Here is a 24,649-nt window from a genome sequence, read left to right as displayed (position 1 = left end):
CCGGATTCCCGATCCGTCAATTTACCAGGCCGGACCGGCCGGGTTAGCTCGATTACGCTGACCGTATTGATATTTGAATTTTCGCTTTAGTAAGCCGGTCGGCTCGTCGGGTATGCGCTTCAACAATTGCTCGTTGGCGCGCTCAGTTTCGTTTTTTTCCGTGGCTTGCGCGGCTTTTTCCTGGTCTGTCGGCTCTTGCTCGGGCGGCTGCGGCTCAGCTTGCTGTTTGGCCTCGGCTTCGGATTGTTGGTCTTCTTTAGCCTTATTTTGTTCCGCGTCCTGCTTGGCGTCGGCTTTTTGCTGGTCTTGCGGTTTTTGCTCCTGCTGCGCATCTTTGTCGGCTTGATCGGGCTTGCCGTCCTGCTGTTGCTGCTGCTTTTGCTCAGACGAATCCTGTTTGTCCTGCTTTTGCTGGTCTTGCTGTTGATTCTCCTGCTGCTGTTCCTGTTCTTTCAGCTTCTTCTCGACCAGCTCCTTATTGTATTTCGCATCCTGATGCTTAGGATCAAGTTGCAGCGCCTGCTGATAGGCTTGCACGGCTTCTTGCAACTGGCCGGCCTGAGCCAAGGCATTGCCGCGGTTGTAATGGCCTTCCGCGCTTTGGGTGTTTTTCAAGGTCTCGGCGGCTTCTTGGAATTTACCGGCCTTGTATAGGGCGGCGGCACGCCAATCCGGATTGTCGAACTGCTCGGCGGCTTGTTGATATTGCTCTTGCTCGAAAGCCTGCTTGGCGCGTTGATCCGGCGTTTGCCACAGGCTCTGCCAGTCCAGCGCGTAGCTGTTCTTCGGCAACGGCAACAGGCACAGCAAGGCCAATAACAAACCTTTTCTAAATTGCAAAGCCGCCCACGGTAACACCAGCAATAACAGCCAGGGCCCCTTTTCATCCCATTGTTGCAGCAACTGATTACTATCCAAATTTTCGTTACCGGTTTCGGCGCTATTGAATAAACGCCCCAAATTCTCGACATCCGCATCGTTTGCCGTCACCGGCTGATAAATGCCGCGACCGTGTTGCGCCAGCGTGCTCAGGGCCGCTTCGTCCAACTTGGCGACCACGATAGAGCCATTGCTATCTTTTAAAAACCCGGCGCCTTGTAGCTGGATAGGCGCCCCTTCCGGCGTGCCCATCGCCAGTACCGAGAGCCGGTAATCGCCCAGCCAGTGTTCGGCCTGCTCGGCGACATCGCTATCAACGCCGTCGGTGACCAGCAGGATATGGCCCTTGACCAAGCCGGCCTGGCGCAGCAATGCCACCGCCGCATTCAATGCCGCACTGGTGTTGCTGCCAGGGCTGGGCATGATGTCGGTGGTCAGGGCGCTTAGCTGGCTATCAATGGTCGCGGTATCGTTGGTCAATGGTGTGACGGTAAAAGCGTCGCCGCCGTAAACCAGCAGTGCGGTTTGACCATCCTTGCGTTGCTTCAGTAAATCGGCGATTTTGTAACGGGCCTTGCCGATACGGCTGGGTTTGATGTCGGCGGCATCCATGGATTTGGATAAATCCAGCGCAATTACCAGCGCAGCATCGTTTCTAAAGGCCGGGCCGGGCAAGCGCTGCCAAGTGGGACCGGCCAAGGCGATGATGGTTAGCAACGCGGCAAAGCCGGCACCGAACAAAGGGCCACGCGATGCTTGCAACGGTTTGTCTTGCAAAATAAAGGGCAGCAACTCGGCATCGCACACGTCGCTCCAGTTGCCGCGTCCTTGTCGATGCCGCACCAGCAAAATCAAAAACAGCGCGGCCGGCAATAATGCCAGCAACCACCAGGGCCGCAGGAAATGAAACTCGGCAAAATTCATGACCACCTCAAGCGGGCCAAGGTTAAGCATCCCGTCAATAACAAGGCCAAGCCCAACGGCCAATAAAACAGCTCGCTGCGGGGGCGGAAGTATTGTTTGTCTTTTTCAACCGGTTCCAACTGATCCAGCATCCGGTAGATCTTTTCCAGTTCTTCGGTATTGCGGGCGCGGAAATAATGGCCGCCGGTCGTATCGGCAATCGCAGTCAGGGTTTTTTCGTCCAGATCGGCGGAAGGATTGACGCGGCGGGTGCCGAACAGGCTGCGCACCAACACTTCGTCGGCGCCTATGCCTATTGTGTAAATTTTTAGGTGATGCTCCGCCGCCAGTTCGGCGGCTTTTAGCGGCGTTAATTCGCCGGCGGTATTGGCGCCGTCGGTCAATAAAATCAACACGCGGCTGGCATCTTGCTGTTGTTGCAGCCGTTTGATCGCCAAGCCGATGGCATCGCCTATCGAGGTTTTCGGGTCGTCCTCGGTGATGCCGATAAACGCCTCGTGCAACAAGGTTTGCACGGTCTTGCGATCAAAGGTTAACGGCACGTGCAAGTAAGCTTGCGTGCCGAACAGGATTAAGCCCAGGCGGTCGCCGACCCGGCGCTGAATAAACTCGCCGGCCACTTGTTTAATCGCGGTTAAGCGGTCCACGCGCTGTTTGCCGAGGATAAAGTCGTCTTCCTGCATACTGCCGGACACATCCACCGCCAGCATCAAGTCGCGGCCGCTGACCGCTTGCTCGATGGGTTCGCCCAGCCATTGCGGACGCGCGGCGGCCAACAGTAAACAGGCCCAGGCAAAAGCTGCCAGCCATAAAGGCCAACGCCGTTCGCTGCTGACCACCCGCGTTTCGCTGGGACCAAGATCATCCAGAAACGGTACTTTCAATGCCGCCGTTTGGGCGACGGCGCGCGCGGGCAACAGCCATCGCAATAACAGCGGTAGCGGCAATAGAGATAACAACCAGGGCCAGTACAATTCAATCATCGTTTTTTCGCCTGTTGTTTCAACCAACGTTCGCACAATTCAAACAAGGCCTCCAGTTCGGTATCGGCGGGCGGCGTTTGCCGGTAATGGCCGTCGGCCAGACAACGGCCGGGGCCTAGGGTAAACGGCGCATCCGGCAATGACTGATCCAAATAGCTAAGCCAGGCCTCGCCGCGCAAGCTCGCGACATCGCTGCGCGGCGCAATACTGATGGCTACGCGCCGCAATAAAGCAGATAAAGCTACCAAGGTCTGTCTGGCGTCGGCAGCGCCATCCCGGCGAAGCGCGGATAACAATTTGCTGGCGGTTTTCACCGCTGTCTGCCGGCGGATGCGTTTATAAAAATACCGGCACAAAAAAATCAACAACGGCAGCAATACCGCTAACAACCACCAGCCCGGCGCCGGCGGCCAAAAAGCCACGGAACCGGGCAAATGAATATCTTTTAAGGGCAATGGTTCCATATTGAATATCTACATCGCGTCCAAATTGGGGAGTGGGGTATACAAAATCAACATGTCGTCGATTTGCTGCTGAATAGCCCGCAGGTCGTTAAAACCCGCCTGCGCGGCATCGCGCTGGCCGGCCTCGCAGCGTTTCAACAAACTTTCGGCCAGGACATGCAATTGCCGCTGTAATTGTTCGATATGTTCCAGCCAATCCTGGGCATACTGTCGGTCGTGTTGTACTTGCTTCAGCCAGCGGCCCAGATGGGTACGACGCTGGTCCATGATGGGCCAGCTTTTGACGGCAGCTTGCGGCTCTGCGAACAGGCAGGCCTGGACCCGCTGCAACCACTGCCGGGTGTCGAAGCGGCGAATCGCTATGTCAACCTGTTCCGCCGACAGCTCGGCATCCGCATAAATTTGCCAGTCGTCGAAAGGCCGGTAAGCAATCACCCAGTCGGCAATCGCCGAGGCAGGCATGGGCCGGGCAATGGCGTAGCCTTGCAGCAGATGGCAGCCCAGCAGCAACAGCACGATACCTTGTTCCTGACTTTCCACGCCTTCCGCCACGACTTCCCGGCTAAAAGCCTGACTGAGATTGATCACGCTGTCGATGATGGCGTAGTCGTCCGGATCGTCGAGCATGTCACGGACAAAGGTCTGATCGATTTTTACGGTATCCACCGACAGATGCCGCAAATGCGTCAACGAGGAGTAGCCGGTGCCGAAGTCGTCCAGGGCCACGCTGATCCCCAGTTGCTCGCGGCAGCTGGTGATAATCCGGTTCACTGCCGACAAATCATCCAATGCGGTACTTTCCAGAATTTCCAATTGCAGGTAGCGGGCGTCCAGTTCCGGATGAAGGCGTAAAGTGTCTTCGATATAAGCACCAATCCCGGACCACAACAAATGATAGGAGGAGATGTTGACGCTGACCTCCAACGGCAAGCCGCGCGCATGCCAGCCCGCCAGCTGCTCGCAAGCTTGCGCGATGACCCAATTGCCGATGCGGATTTCCAGATCGGTGGAGGCAATCACCGGTAGAAACTCCAACGGCGGCACCATGCCGCGCTGCGGATGCAGCCAGCGGATCAAGGCCTCCACGCCTTTAACCTGGCCGGATTTAATATCCACCTTGGGCTGGTAATACATGCACAACTCGTTGTTTAAAAACGCCGCTTCGATGTCGCGCAGTTGTTGGTGGCGATGCATGATTTGTTGGTCGTGGCTGGCATCAAACAGCTGACAACGGTTTTTGCCGGCCAATTTAGCCTGGTACATGGCGTAGTCGGCATGCCGCAATAAGGCGTCGGCGTCGGCATCATCCAGCGGATATACGGTAAAACCGCTGCTGGCGCCGACCGAAATCGGCTGATCGTCGATGACATACGGCTGGGCAATCGCCCGGTGAATGCGCATGATGGTTTGCTCGCATTGTTCAATCGAGTCTATATCGCCCAGTAGTAGCGCGAATTCGTCGCCGCCATGCCGCGACACGCTGTCTTCCTCGCGAATCGCGCTTTTGATTCTTTCCGCCACTTCCACCAACACCCGGTCGCCGATGTCGTGGCCGAACTGGTCGTTGACCGGCTTGAAGCCGTCCAGGTCCAGGAAGCAAATCGCCAGCAAAGTGTTCTCCCGCTTGCTATGGGCGATGGCTTGATTCAAGCGATCAGCGAATAAAATCCGGTTCGGCAGGCGGGTGAGCGGATCGTAATGGGCAAACAATTCCAGCATCTGTTGCTGCTGCTTGGCCTGGGTGACATCGGAAAATAGCCCGATATAGTGAGTGACCTTGCCGTCGGCATCACACAAAGCAGAAACCGTTAGCCACTCAGCATACAACTCGCCGTTTTTTTTACGGTTCCACAATTCGCCTTGCCAATGCTGCGCTTCATGCAAGGCTTGCCACATATCCCGGTAAAAATCCGCACCGTATTTACCGGATTGCAAGAGGCTCGGGTTTCGGCCTATCACTTCAGCGCGGCTATAGCCGGTAATCTCGGAAAAAGTCGGATTCACATCGACGATGATCCCGCCAGGATCGGTAATTAAAATACCTTCGTGCGCCTCGCTGAATACTCGCGCAGCCAGTTTCAGATGTTCCTCGGCCTGCTTGCGTTCGGTTATGTCGCGGGTCAAACCCAGCAAGGCTACGATATTGCCTTCCGCATCGCGCATTGGCACAGCGTGGGTATCGAACCAGCGTTGCCGGCCTTTCAGGCCGACTATTTCAAATTCCAGTGTGCCTGATGCGCCGGCAAACACCCGCCGAGTCAATTTTTTAAAGGCTGCCCGGTACTTAGGCAATACCAGATCCTCCATGCGTCCTTGTTGGGCTTGCTCCAGCGTCTCGGCTTCTATCATGTCCAGACCGGCGCGGTTCATTTGCAATAAACTGCCGTCCCGCGCCAGCAGTTTCACACACTCCGGTTCGGAATCGACGATAGTGCGCAGCTTTAACTCCGATTCCTTGGCGATATTGGCGGCGGTTTCCAATTCCGCAACCGCGTCGGCCAATGCCTGGGTGCGTTCTTCCACCAAAGCTTGCACGGAGGCGGTTCTGCCGCTGATGATCAACAATAAAATACTCAGCAAGCTGGTAAAACAGAGCCCGCCGATCAAAGTAATCAAAGGTAGCGATGAACCTTGTTCGTTGACGAAATCGCTATCCGGCGTGACGGTAATTTGCCAATTACGATCCACAAACGCAAAATTATGCTGCCATTTTTTTAAGTCGTAGTTTAACGACACCGGTTTGCGTACCGGTTTTACATACAAAGCCGTTTGTCCGGCGGGCGCGCTGAGGTCATCAATGCTGATACCCAGCGTATCGGTGTTGAGCCCCCTGGTGACTGTTTCCACCATTTTGGCCGGCAGTAAGATTGCCGAGACATAACCGGTAATATCCAAGACGTCGCCGCCGGAGCTATGCCGGCGAACCGGAATGGACACCAAAATACCGGGATCGGTATCGTCACGCTGCATTAGCGTCAGTTTTTGCGAGGCGGTGGGTTTACCGCTGGCGCGGGCCAGGATTTTTGCTTGCCGGCTAAGAGGATTTGTCATGGAATCGAAGCCAAAGGCTTTTTCGTTGCCGGCCATCGGCTCCACAAACATGATCGGAAAATACTCCTGCCGGGCACTTGCATGCACCAATTGACCGGCACTATCCCGTTCGATGACGCGAAAATCAGGAAATCCTTCGGCGCGTACCGCTTGTTCGAAGGCCGGTAAATCGGCTTGAGTGATCAGCGGTAGCCATTCCAGGGCTTGGATTTCCGGATGACGTTGCAGGATACCCTGGGAAAACACGCTAAATTCGGCTCTGCTTACCTGCCCGGATGCCAGAAATACATCTCTTAGCGCCAGCGTACTATCGATTACATCAATGGCATATTCCGCCAGCAGCCGGTCTAACTCGGCAGCCCGACTGTCGAAAGCTTGTTGAATGCGTGCGCGTTCCGCTTGAAAGGCTTGCAAAAATACCAGCACCAAACCCAGCAGCGTGCCCAGTAAGGGTAGCGCGACACTCAAGCGCCGCGCCTGCCAAAGCGCACGGGGGCGTCCGAAATAACAAAACAATAGCGGCGTCACTATCATCACGCCCAAACTGTCGCCAACCCACCAGTTTCGCCAGGACGACCAGAGTTGCGCCTGGCTCATCAAGTCCAATGAATAAAGTACGGCTGCGCCTACGCTGGGCGCGATCAGACAGGCTACCGGCCCGGCCAGGACAAAAAACTTGAGTATGGCGGCCGGACTATCCAATTTGGGCAAACCCGGTTCTACGTAGGCTTTGGATAAAGCCAGAGCCGCCAACGCCTGCAAGGCGCTACCGCCGCCAATGGCAAAGGAGGACATCGCAGTTTGCGCGGTCAATTGACCGGAAAAATCAATAGTCACCAGAAAATTGCTGAACGCCGCACCCAGCCAGATTCCGGGCCAAAGCCTGCGGCCACCCATAAATAGCGCAGCCAGTGCGATGCCGGCTGGCGGCCATAGCGGACTGGCATAGCCGGGCGGAATGATCATTTTGCCGCCCAGCCAGCCGCCGGCAAACATCAGCAAACTCAGTACGCCGATTTGTATCAGTAAAACCAACGGGCTGACGAGCGCGATACTTTGTGTCTCGTTATCCGGCACCGGAAAATCTATTGAATGAGACAAATTGGGGATGCGCATGGCCAGATTGAGAAGGTCTTACGCCGCCGGACGCGCGCGGGTGCCGTTCAATGCGTCCAAAGGCATTTGCTGGGTCGTGCAGGGTATCAAGGTCAGACGCAGTTTATTGGTCAGCTTTTGCAGATACGCCTGCCGGTCTTGGAAGCGCTGCCGATAGGCTTGCAGGCGCTGTTTGTCACCACTATCGAACAGCACTTCGCGCCAGCCGTCTGTAAAGCGGTAGCGGCCTTGGGTCGGTAAACTGCTTTCCAGCGGGTCGGAGATGTGTACCAACACCACCTCGCAATGCCGGGCCAGATTGGCCAGATGATTTTCGGCCGCGCTATTCATCCCGCGAAAATCGCTGAGAATATACACCCGGCTGCCGGGCCGGGCATGATGCAGCAATCTGGCCAGAGGCTGCGCCAGGTTGACAACAGCTGCACCGTTGTAATCCGGATTGACCAGGGCATTTAAAAACCGTAACAGCGCCGGTTTGCCGGTTTGCGGTTTTACTTCCTGGCAACCGTCATCGCTGAAAATCTGCCCACCAATCCGGTCGCCTTGCTTCAGTGCCGCCCAAGCCAGTAAACCTGCCAAACGGGCAGCCTGCACGGATTTGAACACGCCGCGCGTGGCAAAAGCCATGGTGGCGCGGTAATCCACGGCAATGAACATGGGCCTTTCCCGTTCTTCCTTGAAAATCTTGCTGTGGGGCTTATCGGTGCGGGCCGTCACGCGCCAATCGATACGCCGCACGTCATCGCCGGGTTGGTAGAGCCGGGTTTCATCGAAAGCCATGCCGCGCCCTTTTAGATGCGACAGATAATTACCGCTTTGCGCGGCGCGGATATTGGCGTGCCCCAGGCTAAGCATGCCGGCCGGTTTGGCCAGATCCACCAAGGCTTTTAGAGTGACCGTCACCCGGGGGTTGTCGGTCGCTGGCGATTTATTCATTTAGGGTACGGCAATTCTGGCTATCAATTCTTTGATCACATAATCGCTGCTAATGCCCTCGGCTTCAGCCTCGTAGGACAGAATCAGGCGGTGGCGCAGCACATCGTAAGCCATCTCTTGAATGTCGCCGGGATCGACGAAATCGCGCTGTTGCAGCCAGGCCTTGGCGCGCGCGCAGCGGTCCAGGGCAATGCTGGCGCGCGGGCTGGCGCCGTATTGAATCCAGCCGGCCAAATCCTGACCATAAGCGCCGGGATTGCGGGTCGCCAGCACGATTTGCAGCAGATATTGCTCCAAGCTGTCGGCGAGATACAAATCCAACACTTCGCCGCGCGCGGCGAATAAGGCTTGCTGGCTCACTTTAGGCGGTGCGCTGTCCTGGTTTTGCAAAGCGCCCTTGGCCTCGGCACGGGCCAGATGCAGGATGGTTTGCTCGTGCTCGGCATTGGGATAATCGATTTTCACATGCAGTAAAAATCTATCCAGTTGCGCTTCCGGTAAGGGGTAAGTGCCTTCCTGCTCAATAGGATTTTGCGTGGCCATAACCATAAATAAGGGCGGTAGCGGATACGTGGCTTTACCGACCGTGATCTGCCGTTCAGCCATGGCTTCCAGCAAGGCGGCCTGGACTTTAGCCGGTGCGCGGTTGATTTCGTCGGCCAGGATTAAGTTATGAAACAACGGACCTTTCTGAAACTCGAAACTACCTTGCTGCGGCCGGTAAATCTCGGTGCCGGTCAAATCAGCCGGTAACAAGTCCGGGGTAAATTGCACGCGATGAAAGTCGGCTTCTATGCCTTGGCTGAGTACGTTGATGGCGCGGGTTTTCGCCAAGCCCGGCGCACCTTCCACCAACAAATGACCATCGGCCAGCAGGGCAATCAACATCCTTTCAACCAGAACTTCCTGGCCGATGATCTGCGTATTGATGTGAGTTTTGAGATTTTGTAAGGCGGCTTGGCTGGGGCTAAGACTTGTCGCAGTCATGTGTGTAAAAAATCCTTATGTTTAACGAGGTTGTGACCGAGTTGAGTCCTGAAAGTTGCGCGGCGCTTAATTTTTGCGCTGCAAATCTTTCCACTCGCGATGCGCAACCATGATGTCGACCACTTTCTGCGGATCGTCGGTGACGGTGATCAGCGCCAAATCTTCCTCGGAAATGGTGCCGTATTCCATCATTTTGGCTTTCATCCAATCCATCAGGCCGCTCCAGAAATCGCTGCCGAACAGTACCAATGGAATCGGATAGATCTTGTGGGTTTGCATCAAGGTCAAGGCTTCGAAAAACTCATCCAGCGTGCCGAAACCGCCCGGCATACACACGTAACCGATCGAGTAGCGCACGAACATCACTTTGCGCACGAAAAAATAACGGAAATTCAGCGAAATGTTTTGGTAAGGATTGGGGGTTTGTTCCATCGGCAATTCGATGTTCAAGCCGATAGACGGTTGATCGTGCAGGATGGCGCCTTTGTTGGCGGCTTCCATCACGCCGGGCCCGCCGCCGCTGATCACGGCAAAGCCTTCCTTGCTGAGCATTTCCGCCAGTTCCACAGTTTTTTGATAATAAAAATGCTCGGGCGGCAAGCGGGCGGAACCGAAAATCGAAATCGCGTCGCACAAACCGGAAAGTTCGTCGAAGCCTTCGGTAAACTCGCTGATGATGCGAAAAATCCGCCAGGATTGATCGCCTTTCAGGTCGTCGATGATACTGGAGGACGTCGAGCCGTCAGTGCGGCGATTTTTGATGCAACTCATGATTTATTCCTTAAATGAGCACGCTGTGCTAATGGCAATGGGACGAAATAACCTGCTCACGACGGCTCAACCAAGCGATACGCCAGCTTACCGGCCAGCAAAGTATGGGTCACGCGCCCGGTCAAGGTCTGCTGCCAATACGGCGTATTGCAACCAGCGCTAAGCCAGTTGTCGCGATTAACCTGCCAATTGGCTTGTGGATCGAAAATACACACATCAGCCGCAGAACCCGGCGTTAATGCGCCGCTAGCCAGGCCTAAAATGTGTGCAGGTTTGCAGGTTAGATTGGCGATGGCTTGCGACAAACCGATGCGATGTTGTTGGGTCAGTGCCAGCGTCAATGGCAACAGGGTTTCCAGTGCAGCCACGCCCGCTTCGGTTTCCGGAAATGCGCCGAGTTTGGCATCCAGGTCGTGCGGTTGGTGATCCGAGCATATCGCGTCTATGGTGCCGTTAACCAGGCCCTCGCGCAGATATTGGCGGTCGATGGCGCTACGTAGCGGCGGCAATACATGGTAGTTGCTGTCGAATGGGGTGATATTGTCTTCGGTCAGATGCAGTTGGTGAATCGCCACGTCGGCCGTGACGTTTAGGCCGTATTTCTTGGCCTGCTGCAATTTGATCACCGATTGTTTACAGCTGATTTGACTAATATGCACCCGACAGCCGGTCAACTCCGCCAACTCCAGACATTGCGCCAAGGCAATCGATTCGGCGGCTTCCGGGATACCCGGCAAACCGTAGCGGCTGGCTACCGGGCCTTCGTGGGCGCAGCCCTTGCCGGACAGGGCGGGTTCATTGGCGCGATACATCAATAATAAATTGTGGGTGGCGGCATATTCCATCGCCCGCCGTAATATCAACAGATTGCCGAGCGGCTCACTGGCATTGCTGACGGCAATGCAGCCGGCCTGCTTCAACGCGAACATCGCGCTCAATTCGCTGCCGGCCAAACGCTGCGTCAACGCCCCTATGCTATGAATTTGCGGGTAATCGGCTTTTTCGGCCTTGTCCTTGATGAACTCGACTACCGCCGGGCTATCGATGCAGGGCTTGGTATCTGGCGGCAGGCAAAGAGAGGTTACGCCAGCGCTTAGCGCCGCTCGGGTTTCGCTGAGGATATTACCTTTTTGGGTATGGCCGGGTTCGCGCAAGCGCACACTTAGATCGACGAAGCCGGGGCAGACGATTTGACTGCTGGCATCAATAATCTGTTCGGGAGTGAAATCGGCGGCGTGCTCCAACACCGAGACAATCTTGCCGTCGGCGATACAAACCGGGCCGATAGCATCGATGTTGTTGGCCGGATCGATGATGCGGCCGTTATTAATCAAAATCTTGGTCATGCCGCTCCTCCTTGACTGTGCATCGCCATCGACATAATCGCCATCCGCACAGCCACGCCATTGCTGACTTGCTGCAAGATCACCGATTGCGGGCCGTCGGCGACGCTGGAGGCAATTTCCACACCCCGATTGATCGGTCCGGGATGCATCACAATGGCATCGGCTTTGGCGCGTTTAAGCTTGGCTTCGGTCAAACCAAAACAGCGGAAAAACTCGCTTTCGCTAGGCAAAAACGCCGAATTCATGCGTTCTTTTTGCAAACGCAGCATGATGACCACATCCACATCATCCAGGCCCTCGTCCATGTCATGCATGGGTATCACGCCCATAGTTTTGACTTGCGCCGGTAACAGCGTTTTGGGAGCTATTACCCGCACTTCGGCAACGCCCAATGTGTTCAAAGCCAAGATTTGCGAACGCGCCACCCGCGAATGCAAGATGTCGCCAACGATGGCGACTTTCAGGCCTTCGAATTGTTTTTTATGTTGGCGGATGGTGAACATATCCAGCATCGCCTGGGTAGGATGGGCGTGCTGGCCGTCACCGGCGTTGATCACGCTGATATGCGGGGCGGTGTGTTGAGCGATAAAATGCGCCGCCCCGCTCAGGGCATGGCGAACCACGAACATGTCCACGTGCATCGCTTCCAGGTTGTGAATGGTATCCAGCAGACTCTCACCCTTGGAAGTGGCGGACGTGGCGATGTTCATGCTCAGCACGTCCGCCGACAGCCGGGTGGCCGCCAGCTCGAAAGTGGTGCGGGTGCGGGTGCTGTTTTCGAAAAACAGGTTGACGATGGTTTTGCCGCGCAGCAACGGCACTTTTTTGACTTGATGTTCCGACATGCCGGCAAATGATTCGGCGGTATCCAGAATTTCAGTCAGCAGCTCCTTATCCAGGCCTTCGATCGTCAGAAAATGCTTGAGCTTGCCTTGTTCGGTAAGCTGGATGTGTCGGGTCATGCCGCCACCACTTGCGGGGATTGGATCTCGATGCCCAGTGGATCAGGACCGGTCAGTTTGATACGTTGATCGCCGGCCAGATCGATGCGGATACCGTAACAGTCCGGTTGCAAGGGAATCTGCCGGCCGTTGCGCTCTATCAATACCGCCAGTACTACTTGATTGGGGCGGCCGTAATCGAAAATCTCGTTCAACGCGGCACGGATGGTGCGGCCGGTGTAAAACACATCATCGATCAGAATGATATCGCGGCCTTCCAGATGCGGCGGCAATTGGCTGGTTTTGACCTTGGGATGCATGCCGATTTGCGAAAAATCGTCGCGATAAAAGGTGATGTCCAGCATGCCCAAGGGTTCGCTCAAACCCAAACGCTGATGCATATGCCGTGCGATCCAGGCGCCACCGCTGTGTATGCCGATTAGCAAAGGATTATGCAAGTTACGCTCGCTAATCTGCCGGCGAATCGCGGCTTCCAGAGTGTCGAGCAGGTTATCGATATTCAGCGTGGTGATGGGCATGACGGTTACAGGGGGAATCTTGTTATTGTTATGAAATTCGGGAAAAAGCTGAAAGCGACGGGATAATAAGGCTGCATGGGCGTAAAACCGTTTTCGTCTTTTTACTGATCAAACCAGCTTTGCAGAATGATCTGTGCGGCCAGTTGATCTTGCACGGCCCATAATTTAGTAGCGCTAACCTTCAAGTCGTCGTACAGCATTTGTTTAGCGGCGAACGTGGTCAGTGTTTCGTCGATTTGGTGCACCGGTAGATTGTAACGACCATTCAGCTGCCGACAGAATTTTTGCATGCGCGGGGTAATCACATTATCCGAACCATCGTTCTGTCGAGAAATGCCGACCACCAAACCTATGGGCCGCCATTCGGCGATCAGCTGACCGATTTTATGCCAGTCCGGCACTTGATTAAGCGATTGGATGGTTTGCAGCGGACTGGCAATGCCGGTATCGGCATGTCCCACCGCGACCCCAATTTTTTTGTTGCCGAAATCAAACCCTAAATACGCATCGCTGCTGAATTTTGCCGCCAGCGGATCGAGCTTAACCATGACCTGCCGGCGTGGTCAGGCGATTAATGTCGATACCTAATTGTCCCGCCGCCGCATTCCAGCGCTGGCTAATCGGCGTTTCGTAGAGTATCTCTTCACCGCATGGCGTGTTCAGCCAGGCGTTTTCGACCATTTCTTTTTCTAGTTGGCCGCTACCCCAGCCGGCGTAACCTAAGGCGATCAAATAGTGGTTGGGGCCTTTACCTTCGGCAATGGCCTCGAGAATGTCGCGAGAGCTGGTCAGCGTAATATTCTCGGCGGTACTGATACTGGAATCCCAGCGTTGTTCACAGGCATCGTGAATGACAAAGCCGCGTTCCTGCTGTACCGGGCCGCCGGCAAACACCGGGGTTTCCAATACATTTTCCAGCTTGGTTTTAATCCCCATTTGCTCGAAAATGTCGCGTAATTTCATGCCGGTCGGTCGGTTGATGACAATGCCGAGCGCACCTTCTTCGTTGTGCTGGCACAGGTATGTCACCGTGTGAAAAAAATGCGGGTCGGCTAAGCCGGGCATCGCAATCAAAAACTGGTTATTTAAATAAGTAACGTCTGTCATTGGAGTGCTGTATGGGCTAGCGGGCAGTCATGCCGGTTTCGTCTGAGAATTTCCAGACCCTGGTAATCACCAAAACGTTCACTTCTCTCAACAAATCATCGGGTAAAGCGGCAAAGGGCGCACTCATCTTCACAATCCGTTTCGCGGCGTCATCCAGCGCGGAATTGCCGGATGACCGGACAATCCGCATGCTGTAAATGCTGCCGTCGGCGTTAATCCCCACGTCCATGGTCAAGGATTGCGAAACGCCTTTTTTGCGCGCCGCCTCAGGATAATTCAGATTGCCGGTGCGCTCAACCTTGTCCTCCCAATCCTTGACATATTGCGCCGCGAGATACTTGTGCGTGCTAACCGAGTTGACGAATTTAATCTTAGTATCTTGCGCGCTTTGTTGGGTATTTCTGATGCGCTCGCCGAGTTGGGCGATTTGTTGCTGAAGCGCTTCCGGGGATAATTTGGGGGCAGATTCCGGAACTTCAACAGCTTCCGGTAATTCTACCGGTTGCTCGGGTTCCGTCACCACCTTAACCGGCGCTTTGGCTTGGGTAAGCAGTCTCTCGGCGACCGGTTTGACTTGTGGAACCACCGGATGCGGCAAGACTTTCTTTGCCGGCGGACTGATCGATTGTTCCTGAGTGGCTATTTTTTGCTGCGGCGGCTCCGGTTTGCGGGTTTCCTCGCCGGCACCTATTTGATGCTCCGTTGCCAGATGTTTCGCATCCTTGGGCGCCTTTTTCACCGGAGCATGGGCCACGGTTATTTCAATCGAGCGGTTGATCTTAGGTGGCTGCGGTGCGGTGAAATTAACGCCCAACAACACGATCACATGCAGTACCGCCGCCACAAACAACGCCGTCAGCAGCGAATCACCTTGCGACAACGGCGTGGGAGTCAAGTCCGGCGCGTACATATCAGGCCTGGCATTGAGCGGCGATGTGGTCCATTAATTGAGCGCTGATATTAATGCCGAACTGTTTATCCAGCTCCTGCACGCAGGTTGGACTGGTGACGTTGACTTCGGTCAGATAGTCGCCGATGACATCCAGGCCGACAAATATCAAGCCTTTTTCGCGTAAGGTTGGCCCGACCTGTTCGGCAATCCAGCGATCACGGTCACTCAATGGCCGGCCTTCGCCGCGTCCGCCGGCTGCCAGATTGCCCCGGCTTTCGCCGCTGGCCGGAATCCGTGCCAGACAATAAGGCACCGGTTCGCCATTGACCACCAAGATCCGTTTGTCGCCGTCTTTCACGGCAGGCAGGTATTTTTGCGCCATGATGTAACTGCTGCCGTGTTGAGTCATGGTTTCCAGAATCACGCTAAGATTGGGGTCATGCTCTTTGACGTAAAAGATCGACGCTCCACCCATGCCGTCTAAGGGCTTCAAGATGATTTCCCGGTGCTCTTTTAAGAAGTCGCGGATTTTTTGCGGGTCTCGGGCTACCAAAGTATCGGTGCAACATTGCGGAAACCAGGCGGTGAACATTTTTTCGTTGGCGTCGCGCAGCGATTGCGGCTTGTTGACCACATAAACACCCTGGCGCTCAGCCTGTTCCAGCATATAAGTGGCGTAGATATATTCCTGATTAAAGGGCGGGTCCTTACGCATGATGATCGCGTCCAATTCGGACAAGGCTATTTGCTGTTCACCGAGAAACCTATGCCACTGCTTGTCGTCGCGTTCGACTTCCAGCACGCGGGAACGGGCATAAGCGTCGCCGTTGCGCATATAAAGGTCGGACAGTTCCATGTAATGCAGCTCCCAACCGCGAGACTGGGCTTCCAGCAACATCGCGAAACTGGTGTCCTTTTTAATATTGATCTGGCCGATGGGGTCCATGACCATGCCGAGTTTAATAGCCATTAAAGTCCTGTAAATTCCGAAGCGAGGGGAAATAAAACCGATTTTATCAAATTTATTTTGCAGGCTGTTGTTTACCAACAAAAGTTTTTTTGTTATAAAGCGCGGCTATTTTGAATTAAAAGCTCGCATTGAGGTAGTCATGTCCAGAGTATGCCAAGTAACAGGTAAACGCCCAGTAACAGGGCACAACGTTTCACACGCGATGAACAGAACCAAAAGACGTTTTACGCCTAATCTGCATCACCACAGATTTTGGGTTGAAAGCGAAAACCGTTGGGTTCGTTTGAGAGTATCTTCCAAAGGTATGCGTATCATCGACAAAAACGGCATTGATGCTGTTTTGGCCGATATGCGTAAACGCGGCGAACAATATTAAGGAGACTGACAATGCGCGACAAAATCAAATTGGTATCTAGCGAAGGCACCGGCCATTTCTACACCACCACCAAAAACAAAAAAACCATGCCTGAAAAAATGGAGATCAAAAAATTTGATCCCGTGGTTCGTAAGCATGTGATGTACAAAGAAGCCAAGATCAAATAAACAGCGTTTTATTGATCCGCTTTCAGGCGTTGGCGGGCTAGTAGCAGGGTTTTTTCCGACTAGCCACCGCCACCGGCTTTCTTCATCGCTTCCAGCTCGGCTTTCAGCGATTCCGTAAATTTGGCAAGTGCCAAATATTTCATCTCCAAAGCTTTCTTCTCGGCTTCCAAAATATTATATTTGGTTTTAAGTTGCTGCAGAAAACGCCGCAAACGCTCCATATCATCTTGTATTGAGGATTGCTCGGTGAACGAGTGACTCGTCTCGCTCTCGCCGCTGCTCCCTCTAAAATTACCGGTCTCAATGCCGTCGTCGATCGGAAACGATGAAGGTGCTTTCAGTTCGTCCGGGTTAATGCTGTCGATACCGCCGCTTAAAATCAGCGCATTGAATTTGTGCCGCATCAGGATAAAAGCCGCCGTTTCGCTAATCTTGCCGTTCTGGCAAACCACGACGATGGGATGCTGCCGATTCAAGGTTTTTAGCTGCATGCGCAAGGAAAAAAACGGCAGATTAATGCTGAACGGCAAATGCTTTGGCTTGTATTCATCGGGCTCGCGCACATCGATCAAATCCGCACCCTTGGTCACCAAGTCTTGAGCGTCTTTATAGCTGATATATTTAAGCGTCGGCTGTTTGATCAAGTTCAGAAACTGCTCCTTACCCAATCGCAACAGGCAAACATCCGTCAACGCACTGACCGTAACGTTGCGAGGCTCGCCTGAAATCAATGCATCCTCACCAAAAGTATCCTGATCGCTGAGTTGCGCCAGCTTAATCTCCTTGGCATTGGGTGCGGGTTTCCTGCTCACCAAGCATTGCCCTCGTTTGATGATGTAGTAAAAGTCGCCCTGCTCACCTTGATTGACAATGACAGTGCCTGCATTCACGCGCACTTCCTCCATGCCCATCAAAATTTTTTGCAAATTAGCCGGAGGCAACGCTCGAAATACCGGCGACTTCAACAATGTCGTCATCCAGTCGTCATTATCCTCCACCTCTTCAGCTACCATAAAACTCTCTGCTTCTTCATACGGAACGTCTTGAACCGATTTCATCATATCAGCATTCAAACGCAAAAAACGAATTCGGCTATTGGCAACGGCATGCACTTTCCTGGGGATTTGATGCGCCAGCGCAAAGCGCGCCGAGGGGCTATCGGACTTGATCGTTTCGATCTTTAACAGATCGGTCTGTAAGGTCACGCTGCCATCGATCAAATACACCAGATCGTTAGGTTCATCCCCGCATTTGAACAAAAATTGGCCTTCTTCCGCATCCTCGACCTTGATTTGTGCGCACAGCGCCTCAAATTTACTGAAGGGCAAGGTGGATAGCGGAATTAATTGCCGAATCACACGGCCTTCAGCGGAATGGATGTCGACAGCCACGTATTCGTCGCGAATAAAAAGTGAAGGGAAACCAACAAGAAAACTTAATCTATGATAGTCGATTATTAAGTAAACTCTCAGTGAAACATTTTCCCGCCCAGCGAGTCCATGCTGGCAACTTAACTGCCTGGAATGCAAAAACCATGACGAACATGAACAAACTATTCCTGATTATCTTGTTTGGCCTGAGCAGCTGGCGAGCCAGCGCAGAATTGCCCGGACAAGTCGACGGCGCACCTTTGCCGTCCCTGGCGCCGATGCTGGAGCAAAGTATGCCAGCCGTCGTTAACATTTCCACCTCGACCAATGTGCGGGTGCAGGAAAATCCGTTAATGAACGATCCGATGTTTCGGCGTTTTTTCAACATCCCCAAAAACCAGCGGCAACAGCAGAAAAACAGCTTGGGCTCCGGCGTGATTATCGATAAAGATCAAGGCTATGTGCTGACCAATAATCATGTGATAGACAAAGCGGACAAAATCACCGTTACCCTTAGCGACGGCCGGCAGCTCAACGCCAAACTGCTGGGCACCGATCCGGAAGCCGACGTGGCGGTGATCCAAATCCCCGCCGACAACCTGAGTGCCTTGAAAATTGCCGACTCCAACCAACTGAAAGTCGGTGACTTCGTGGTTGCCATCGGCAACCCGTTCGGCTTGGGCCAGACCGTCACCTCCGGCATCGTCAGCGCGCTGGGCCGCTCCGGCTTGGGCATTGAAGGTTACGAAGATTTTATTCAGACCGACGCCTCAATCAACCCCGGCAACTCGGGCGGTGCCTTAGTGAATTTACGCGGCGAATTTGTCGGCATGAATACCGCAATCCTCGCGCCTACCGGCGGCAATGTCGGCATCGGTTTTGCGATTCCGTCGAATATGGCGGTTCGCTTGATGGAATCCTTGGTGCAACACGGAGAAGTGCGCCGCGGTTTGCTGGGTGTGACCACGCAAGATTTAACGCCGGAACTGGTTAAAGCCTTTGCCTTGAAAAGCCAGCACGGTGCGGTCGTTAGCCGCGTGGAAGCCGGATCGCCCGCCGAAAAGGCCGGATTGGAGCCTGGCGATATTATTATGGCCATTAACGGCCAGGACGTAAAAGGCGGTAGCGCGCAAATTCGCAATGCGGTGGGCTTGCTGCAAATCGGCGACACTGCCAACCTGGAGATCATGCGCGGCGAGGAACGCAAGTCGCTGCAAGCCACCATCGGCAAGCCGAAACGGCCGGAGCTGGACGGCAGTAAACTGCATCCGACTTTAAGCGGCGCGGTGCTAGGCGTAACGCCCAAGGATCAAGTGGAAGGCGTGATGATAGAAAAAGTCGAACAAAACTCCAAAGCCTGGAAAACCGGCTTGCGGCCGGGCGACATCATCGTCACCGCCAACCGCTACCGGGTCAGAAATCTGGATGAGATCAAGCAGGTGGTCAATCCCAATGCACCGCTGTTAGTCAATCTGCAACGCGGCGGCGAAGGCTTTTTCGTGGTATTGCAATAAACTCAATTCAGCATCGTTTTCAGCGCGGCCAGGCTGGCCTTGCCGCGCTGTTTAATTTCTTCCGGCGGCAACTGTTTTTTGTTGGCCCATTCCAAATCCTCTTCCGGCAATTCGTTTAAAAATCGGCTGGGTTCGCACTCGGTCAAGTCACCAAAACGCTTGCGGTGCGTGCAATAGCTAAAGGTCAAGGTCTGCTGCGCGCGGGTAATGCCCACGTACGCCAAGCGCCGCTCTTCTTCGATATTATCGGTTTCGATGCTGTTTTGATGCGGCAACAGGTTTTCTTCCATGCCGATCAAAAACACATGCGGAAATTCCAAGCCCTTGGCGGCATGTAAGGTCATCAAGCTGACCTGGTCGCCGGCTTCGTCTTCTTGATTGCGGTCCAGAATATCCAGCAGCATCACCTTGGCAATCACATCGGCCAGCGACTGTTCACTGCCTTGCTCCTTGGTGGCGATACGCTGCAGCCATTCGATTAACTCATACACATTTTTCAGTTTACGCTCGGCGGAGGCCGGGGTTTTGCTGTTTTCCTGTAACCAAGCCGAATAGTTGATCTCGTCTATCATCCGGTTGATCACGACAAAGGTATCCTCGCGCTCGATCTTAATCGCCGTTTCTTTCAACCAATCGCAAAACTTGCTCAAGCGTTGTACCGACTTTTCCGGCAACCGTTGTTGCAGGCCCAACTCATTGCAGGCCGCGAACAGACTGATATGCCGCTCGTTGGCATAGGCGCCGAGCTTTTCCAGTGTGGTCGGCCCAATCTCCCGGCGCGGGGTGTTGATCACTCGCAAAAACGCCGCGTCGTCGTCGCGATTAACCAGCAAACGTAGGTAGGCCAACACATCCTTGATTTCCGCATACGAAAAAAACGAGGCGCTGCCGCTGATGAAATAGGGCACGTTGTTCTCGCGTAATTCCTTCTCGAACAAGCGTGACTGGTGATTGCCGCGATACAGAATGGCGTAATCGCCATAACTGCCACCGGTCTTGAAACGGTGATGGACAATCTCGGCGGTGACTTGCTTGGCTTCGGCAACATCATTCTTGTGACTCAGCACCCGTAGCGGGTCGCCATAACCCAACTCGCTCCAGAGCTTTTTCTCGAAGGCGTGCGGATTGTTAGCGATAAGCTGGTTGGCTACTTTCAAAATCCGCCCGGCGGAACGGTAATTTTGTTCCAGCTTGATAACTTGCAAGCGGCTGTAATCTTTTTGCAACTGGCTGAGATTTTCCGGTTGCGCGCCGCGCCAGGCATAGATGGATTGGTCGTCGTCACCCACCACGGTAAAGCGGCCCAGATTGCCCGCCAATAGCTTGACCAATTGATACTGGGTGATGTTGGTGTCCTGGTATTCGTCCACCAATAAATAGCGAATCTTGTTCTGCCATTTCTCCAATACTTCGGGATGTTGCTGGAACAGCAGCACTGGCAGCAAAATCAAATCGTCGAAGTCGGTGGCGTTATAGGCCTTTAAACTGCGGGTAAACGCCTCGTAAAGCAGCGCCGCCGGCAAGCTGTTGGCATCGGCTTGGCTCAAAGCCTGGATGGGCGTCACAAAGGCGTTTTTCCACTGGCCGATTTGCCAGTTGTACTGCTCCACATGATCAATGTCGCAGCCGCCCACGCCGTGACTGACCAGATTGCGCAGCAAGGTCAGCCGGTCCTGTTCGTCGAACAAGGTGATCGCCGCCTTATAGCCCAGGGCTTTGTGTTCCTTGCGCAGAATATCCAAGCCCAGGGAATGAAAAGTCGATACCCGCAAGCCGCGACTGGCTTTGTCATCGATCAGCCTGCCGACCCGGCTCTTCATTTCCCGCGCCGCCTTGTTGGTAAAAGTCACCGCCGCGATATGTCGTGCTGGCGTGCCCTGTTGAACCAGATAAGCGATCTTCTCAGTAATCACCCGCGTCTTGCCGCTACCGGCACCGGCCAGTACCAACAAGGGATGATCGATGGTTTTAACGGCAGCGAGTTGTTGGGGGTTGAGTTTGGGGGACACGAAAACAAAGAGGTTATTGACAGGCCGGCCATTATCGCAGGGCTAGCTGAAATTGTGTGAACTTGGGCGAATGAGCGTGGGCTTGATGGGAGCTCGCGGAGCATATTAGTCTTTTTGGAAATCGGAGACATAGCAACGAGAGTCGCGCAGCCTCAATGCAGCGTCAGCGAAATCGAGGACGTCGGCTTACCGACTACCAATTCTAAAGCGCATGATGAGAAAAGACGGTGCCTAACATGGCAGTCAAACGGACGGGCAAAAAGCTTCGCTTTGCTCTACGTGGCGCAACAAACAAATGAACATGACACACATCAATCTTGTTGCCATACTTTTTACTTGGCGCCGTTACGGCCTTATTCCCTGGGGCAACGCTGATTAAATCCCCCGCCAGGCTTTGAATCTGGTGTTCAGTAGTTTATCTGGCGACGATCCGAGCAGATTATTCATCTAGCGATCATAGTTAAGCCTTAATTTTGCTTGACCTTCCCATTATGTAAACCTTTAGATTGATGCCTCCGGATGGTCTCCGAGGTAAGGTGACTATCCATGACTAAAATTTGAATATTTTTTCAGGAGGTTGAAATGGAATCACATGGGGTAGCCAATCAGAAAACCGCACATGCTTATAACACAGCCGCCGATTTATTCGATCACCCGGCCAACACGTTTTGGAACCGTTTCGGTCATAGCACCATTGAGCGAATAGGTTTGAGGCAAGGTGACCAAGTATTGGATGTTTGTTCCGGAACCGGCGCTTCAGCCTTACCGGCCGCGCGGATGGTCGGCTCGGATGGCCGGGTGGTTGCGGTCGATTTGGCAGAAAAACTATTGACTCGGGCAGCCGATAAAGCCCAAGCCGATGGTCTTGAGAATCTGGAATTTCGGGTCCATGATATGCTTGCTCTAGGTTATCCCGATGGTTATTTCGACGCCGTCGTTTGCGTGTTTGGGATCTTTTTCGTACCTGATATGGCCGCCGCCGTCAAAGAATTATGGCGCCAGGTCCGGCCAGGCGGGCGATTGGCTATTACGACCTGGGGACCGGATTTATTCGAGCCAGCCAACACCTCGCTTTGGCAAGCCATCCGCCAACAACGCCCCGAACTCTATAAAGACTTTAATCCTTGGGATCGTATTTCCACACCGAAAGGACTGTTGGACATGCTGGCCGAAGCCGGTTTAACCGAAGTGCACATTTCTGCCGAAACCGCGACTCATGCTCTGTCTGAGCCTGAGGATTGGTGGACCCTGGCGATGGGTAGCGGTTATCGGGGAACCTTGGATCAGCTCAATAGCGAACAGCTACAGAAGGTGAAGCAGGCCAATCTCGACCAATTAGTGAGCCAATCGGTTACTGAGATTTCAGCCAATGTGATTTATGCCGTCGCCGATAAACCTGTCGTTTAGAGCCTTGCGTTTTTTTCATGAGCGATTTTTTCAAAAAATACCAGGGACTAAAAAAGCAAAAAAATCGCTTGTCCTTCCCATCGCGGTAACCCGCCGGCTTATTGCAATCCGTCAGGCATTAACCGAACCCGCTAGCGGGCAGCGAACTGGCCGCCCGCAACACTGAGCCCCCTATTGGAGAGTGAGCGATGAATAGCAGCCAAGCTCTGAAAATGACCGGCGTATCCGCCAAAATGATTCGTCACTACGAAGGTATCGGACTGATCAGAAAATGCGTGCGCACCGCATCGGGCTACCGGACCTACAACGACACCGATTTGCAAGTGTTGCGGATGATCAAACGAGCTAGGGGGCTGGGGTTTTCGCTGGAGCAAATCCGCGATCTGGTTTCGCTGTGGCAAGACCCGGTAAGAGCCAGTGCCGATGTCAAAGCGCTGGCCCAATCCCATGTCGAAGATTTGAATCGACGCATTGCCGAATTAACCGAAATGCGCGACATTCTGGCCCGGTTGGCTCAGACCTGTAGCGGGGACAATAAACCGGATTGCCCGATTATCGATACATTGGTACTCGGCCAGCAGCTGGTTTAAGACTACATAATCCAGCGATTATTCTCCCTTGGTTGTCTCCCCGTTTTGCTGGTTCCGGATCTGCAAATACGCGGAAATGACTGATGTTTAAGGATAATCAGTCTCAAGTTATTAACCCGGCCCTCAAATATCGTCGCTCCCGCTTAGGCGGGAATGACGGAGCCAGAGAATTTAACAGTCTGGTTAATAAGGACAAAGATAGACGTTGTCGAATATGAGGTGTCTAAACCGGGGAAACCAGCGAAGGCTGAATCACGCATCCCCTAAAATCGAACACACTTAGAATTGAAGTACGCTTACGGTGCACAACTCACCACCAATTCGTCACTGTATTGGCCGACTTCCAAATCTTTCACCACATAAACCGCCGTATAACGGCGCAGCTCAGGCTTGCCGGCCACCAATAGCGGGCGGTTATCGACATAACGGGTTTGAGTGTCACGGGCTAGAAACACAAATTCGCTTTCGTTCTCACGCTGGGAATAGATATTGATGCCGTCGCTTTTGAATTTTTGAAAACTCAACACCACATTACCCCCGGTCTGATCGGCAGCTTTCAGCACCGGTTTGGCATCGGTTAAATCCATATTGATTTCCGCACCGACGATACCCAACAGACTACCCAATGCCTCCGTATAACCGGGGTGAGCCTTGATGCGCCGCGCCAATGCCCTCACCTTATTCTCGAATTGGCCGCGATAAGCCTGCTTATCGGCGGTCGCATGATGCGCGGCCGCAGCGGCAATATTGGCGGCCGACACTTTGCCATGCAGTTCTTGGTTCTCGGTATTGCAGGCGGCAATGTCCTCGTCGGATAAACCCAGCTGGGTTTTCAACGCGGCGAGGTTGAGGATAAACCGGTCATGCCATATCAATAACTCGCCATCGGGACGGGGGAAATAATCTGATTTAGCCATCAGTGTGCTCCTTATAGATAAACGATAAGCAAGCCAGGCAACGGCCAACAGGCCGAATCGCCGGCGGAAGTATTGGAATAAATCGAAGGGAATAACTAGCGTTAAAACTATGTCGCCCAAGAGTATAGATAAGCTATCAACTTACACAAGTGCGGCTAAATGTCGCGCGTTTGGATTTTAAAATTACCCGAAGGCGTAGCTATAGGTTTTAAGGTAACTTCCAAAGCACCCGTGCGGGTTGCCGACCACTGCGAAGACATTCCCAACAATCCCGGCGGCATATAAAAATCCCCGGAAGGCATATCCCAATGTCCGGAATGCACCTACGCAAACCTGGAAGGCGCATCCACCGGACTCGAAGGTGCAGCCATGAAACGCGAAGGCACCACCGGA

22 protein-coding genes are annotated in these 24,649 nt (G+C 53.7%); 5 read left to right on the top strand and 17 right to left on the bottom strand.

Features of this window, described 5'->3' with window-relative positions; all coding sequences use genetic code 11:
• Positions 1–21: 21 nt before the first annotated feature.
• The 14 genes from CWO84_RS15635 to gshB form a co-directional block, all read right to left on the bottom strand.
• Positions 22–1,803: a VWA domain-containing protein gene (locus CWO84_RS15635; RefSeq protein ID WP_101053687.1), complete on the bottom strand. Its 1,782-nt coding sequence runs from the start codon at positions 1,801–1,803 to the stop codon at positions 22–24.
• A complete protein-coding gene (locus tag CWO84_RS15630; protein ID WP_101053684.1) occupies positions 1,800–2,786 on the bottom strand; it encodes a VWA domain-containing protein in 987 nt (328 codons plus the stop codon). The genes CWO84_RS15635 and CWO84_RS15630 overlap by 4 nt, the downstream gene beginning before the upstream one ends.
• Positions 2,783–3,250, bottom strand: coding sequence for a DUF4381 domain-containing protein (locus CWO84_RS15625; protein WP_101053681.1), 468 nt, complete (start codon positions 3,248–3,250; stop codon positions 2,783–2,785). The genes CWO84_RS15630 and CWO84_RS15625 overlap by 4 nt, the downstream gene beginning before the upstream one ends.
• 9 nt (positions 3,251–3,259) lie before the next feature.
• Positions 3,260–7,402 carry an EAL domain-containing protein gene (locus CWO84_RS15620; protein ID WP_240618075.1) on the bottom strand — a complete coding sequence of 1,381 codons (4,143 nt, stop codon included), beginning with the start codon at positions 7,400–7,402 and terminating at the stop codon, positions 3,260–3,262.
• A 33-nt stretch (positions 7,403–7,435) separates the two neighbouring features.
• Positions 7,436–8,353 carry a DUF58 domain-containing protein gene (locus tag CWO84_RS15615; RefSeq protein WP_101053677.1) on the bottom strand — a complete coding sequence of 306 codons (918 nt, stop codon included), beginning with the start codon at positions 8,351–8,353 and terminating at the stop codon, positions 7,436–7,438.
• Positions 8,354–9,340: a MoxR family ATPase gene (locus CWO84_RS15610; protein ID WP_101053675.1), complete on the bottom strand. Its 987-nt coding sequence runs from the start codon at positions 9,338–9,340 to the stop codon at positions 8,354–8,356.
• A gap of 66 nt (positions 9,341–9,406) precedes the next feature.
• Positions 9,407–10,111 (bottom strand): TIGR00730 family Rossman fold protein, encoded by a 705-nt coding sequence (locus tag CWO84_RS15605; protein WP_033157598.1) that lies wholly within the window; start codon positions 10,109–10,111, stop codon positions 9,407–9,409.
• 56 nt (positions 10,112–10,167) lie between these two features.
• A complete protein-coding gene (locus CWO84_RS15600) occupies positions 10,168–11,457 on the bottom strand; it encodes a dihydroorotase (protein ID WP_101053673.1) in 1,290 nt (429 codons plus the stop codon).
• Positions 11,454–12,419: an aspartate carbamoyltransferase catalytic subunit gene (locus tag CWO84_RS15595; RefSeq protein ID WP_033157600.1), complete on the bottom strand. Its 966-nt coding sequence runs from the start codon at positions 12,417–12,419 to the stop codon at positions 11,454–11,456. Before CWO84_RS15595 ends, CWO84_RS15600 begins: the two co-directional genes overlap by 4 nt.
• Positions 12,416–12,937: a bifunctional pyr operon transcriptional regulator/uracil phosphoribosyltransferase PyrR gene (pyrR, locus tag CWO84_RS15590; RefSeq protein WP_033157601.1), complete on the bottom strand. Its 522-nt coding sequence runs from the start codon at positions 12,935–12,937 to the stop codon at positions 12,416–12,418. The genes CWO84_RS15595 and pyrR overlap by 4 nt, the downstream gene beginning before the upstream one ends.
• Positions 12,938–13,038: 101 nt before the next feature.
• The gene (gene ruvX / locus CWO84_RS15585) at positions 13,039–13,485 is read right to left on the bottom strand and encodes a Holliday junction resolvase RuvX (RefSeq protein WP_051670127.1); all 447 of its coding nucleotides are present in this window, start codon (positions 13,483–13,485) and stop codon (positions 13,039–13,041) included.
• Positions 13,478–14,044 (bottom strand): YqgE/AlgH family protein, encoded by a 567-nt coding sequence (locus tag CWO84_RS15580; protein WP_033157602.1) that lies wholly within the window; start codon positions 14,042–14,044, stop codon positions 13,478–13,480. The genes ruvX and CWO84_RS15580 overlap by 8 nt, the downstream gene beginning before the upstream one ends.
• 16 nt (positions 14,045–14,060) lie before the next feature.
• Positions 14,061–14,954 carry a TonB family protein gene (locus tag CWO84_RS15575; RefSeq protein WP_033157603.1) on the bottom strand — a complete coding sequence of 298 codons (894 nt, stop codon included), beginning with the start codon at positions 14,952–14,954 and terminating at the stop codon, positions 14,061–14,063.
• 1 nt (position 14,955) lies between these two features.
• Positions 14,956–15,906 (bottom strand): glutathione synthase, encoded by a 951-nt coding sequence (gshB, locus tag CWO84_RS15570; RefSeq protein WP_033157674.1) that lies wholly within the window; start codon positions 15,904–15,906, stop codon positions 14,956–14,958.
• 139 nt (positions 15,907–16,045) lie between these two features.
• Here gshB and rpmB point away from each other — a divergent pair, with 139 nt between their 5' ends.
• On the top strand, positions 16,046–16,282 hold the full coding sequence (gene rpmB, locus CWO84_RS15565; protein ID WP_033157675.1) for a 50S ribosomal protein L28: 237 nt from the start codon (positions 16,046–16,048) through the stop codon (positions 16,280–16,282).
• The gene (gene rpmG, locus CWO84_RS15560) at positions 16,276–16,449 is read left to right on the top strand and encodes a 50S ribosomal protein L33 (RefSeq protein WP_343221784.1); all 174 of its coding nucleotides are present in this window, start codon (positions 16,276–16,278) and stop codon (positions 16,447–16,449) included. Before rpmB ends, rpmG begins: the two co-directional genes overlap by 7 nt.
• A 59-nt stretch (positions 16,450–16,508) precedes the next feature.
• On the opposite strand, the gene CWO84_RS15555 is transcribed toward rpmG, so the two are convergent.
• Complete coding sequence (locus tag CWO84_RS15555) at positions 16,509–17,840, bottom strand: cyclic nucleotide-binding domain-containing protein (RefSeq protein WP_033157604.1); 1,332 nt, start codon at positions 17,838–17,840, stop codon at positions 16,509–16,511.
• 152 nt (positions 17,841–17,992) lie between these two features.
• Here CWO84_RS15555 and CWO84_RS15550 point away from each other — a divergent pair, with 152 nt between their 5' ends.
• On the top strand, positions 17,993–19,333 hold the full coding sequence (locus tag CWO84_RS15550) for a DegQ family serine endoprotease (RefSeq protein WP_101053671.1): 1,341 nt from the start codon (positions 17,993–17,995) through the stop codon (positions 19,331–19,333).
• A gap of 2 nt (positions 19,334–19,335) precedes the next feature.
• Here the strand turns inward: CWO84_RS15550 and rep are convergent, their stop codons facing one another.
• A complete protein-coding gene (gene rep, locus CWO84_RS15545) occupies positions 19,336–21,342 on the bottom strand; it encodes a DNA helicase Rep (RefSeq protein WP_101053669.1) in 2,007 nt (668 codons plus the stop codon).
• Positions 21,343–21,924: 582 nt separating this feature from the next.
• Between rep and CWO84_RS15540 the strand changes: the two genes are divergently transcribed.
• On the top strand, positions 21,925–22,749 hold the full coding sequence (locus CWO84_RS15540) for a class I SAM-dependent methyltransferase (protein WP_101053667.1): 825 nt from the start codon (positions 21,925–21,927) through the stop codon (positions 22,747–22,749).
• Positions 22,750–22,937: 188 nt separating this feature from the next.
• Positions 22,938–23,339, top strand: a complete 402-nt coding sequence (gene cueR, locus CWO84_RS15535; protein WP_101053665.1) for a Cu(I)-responsive transcriptional regulator — start codon at positions 22,938–22,940, stop codon at positions 23,337–23,339.
• A gap of 296 nt (positions 23,340–23,635) precedes the next feature.
• Here cueR and CWO84_RS15530 read toward each other — a convergent pair whose 3' ends face one another.
• Entirely contained in the window at positions 23,636–24,256 is a 621-nt protein-coding gene (locus tag CWO84_RS15530; RefSeq protein ID WP_101053663.1) for a hypothetical protein, read from the bottom strand.
• Between the last annotated feature and the right edge of the window lie 393 nt (positions 24,257–24,649).

The sequence above is a fragment of the Methylomonas sp. Kb3 genome (genome assembly GCF_002834115.1).
Taxonomy (GTDB): domain Bacteria; phylum Pseudomonadota; class Gammaproteobacteria; order Methylococcales; family Methylomonadaceae; genus Methylomonas; species Methylomonas defluvii.
The sequence above is the reverse complement of the archived record's forward strand: the minus strand, read 5'-3'. Positions and strand labels throughout refer to the sequence as shown.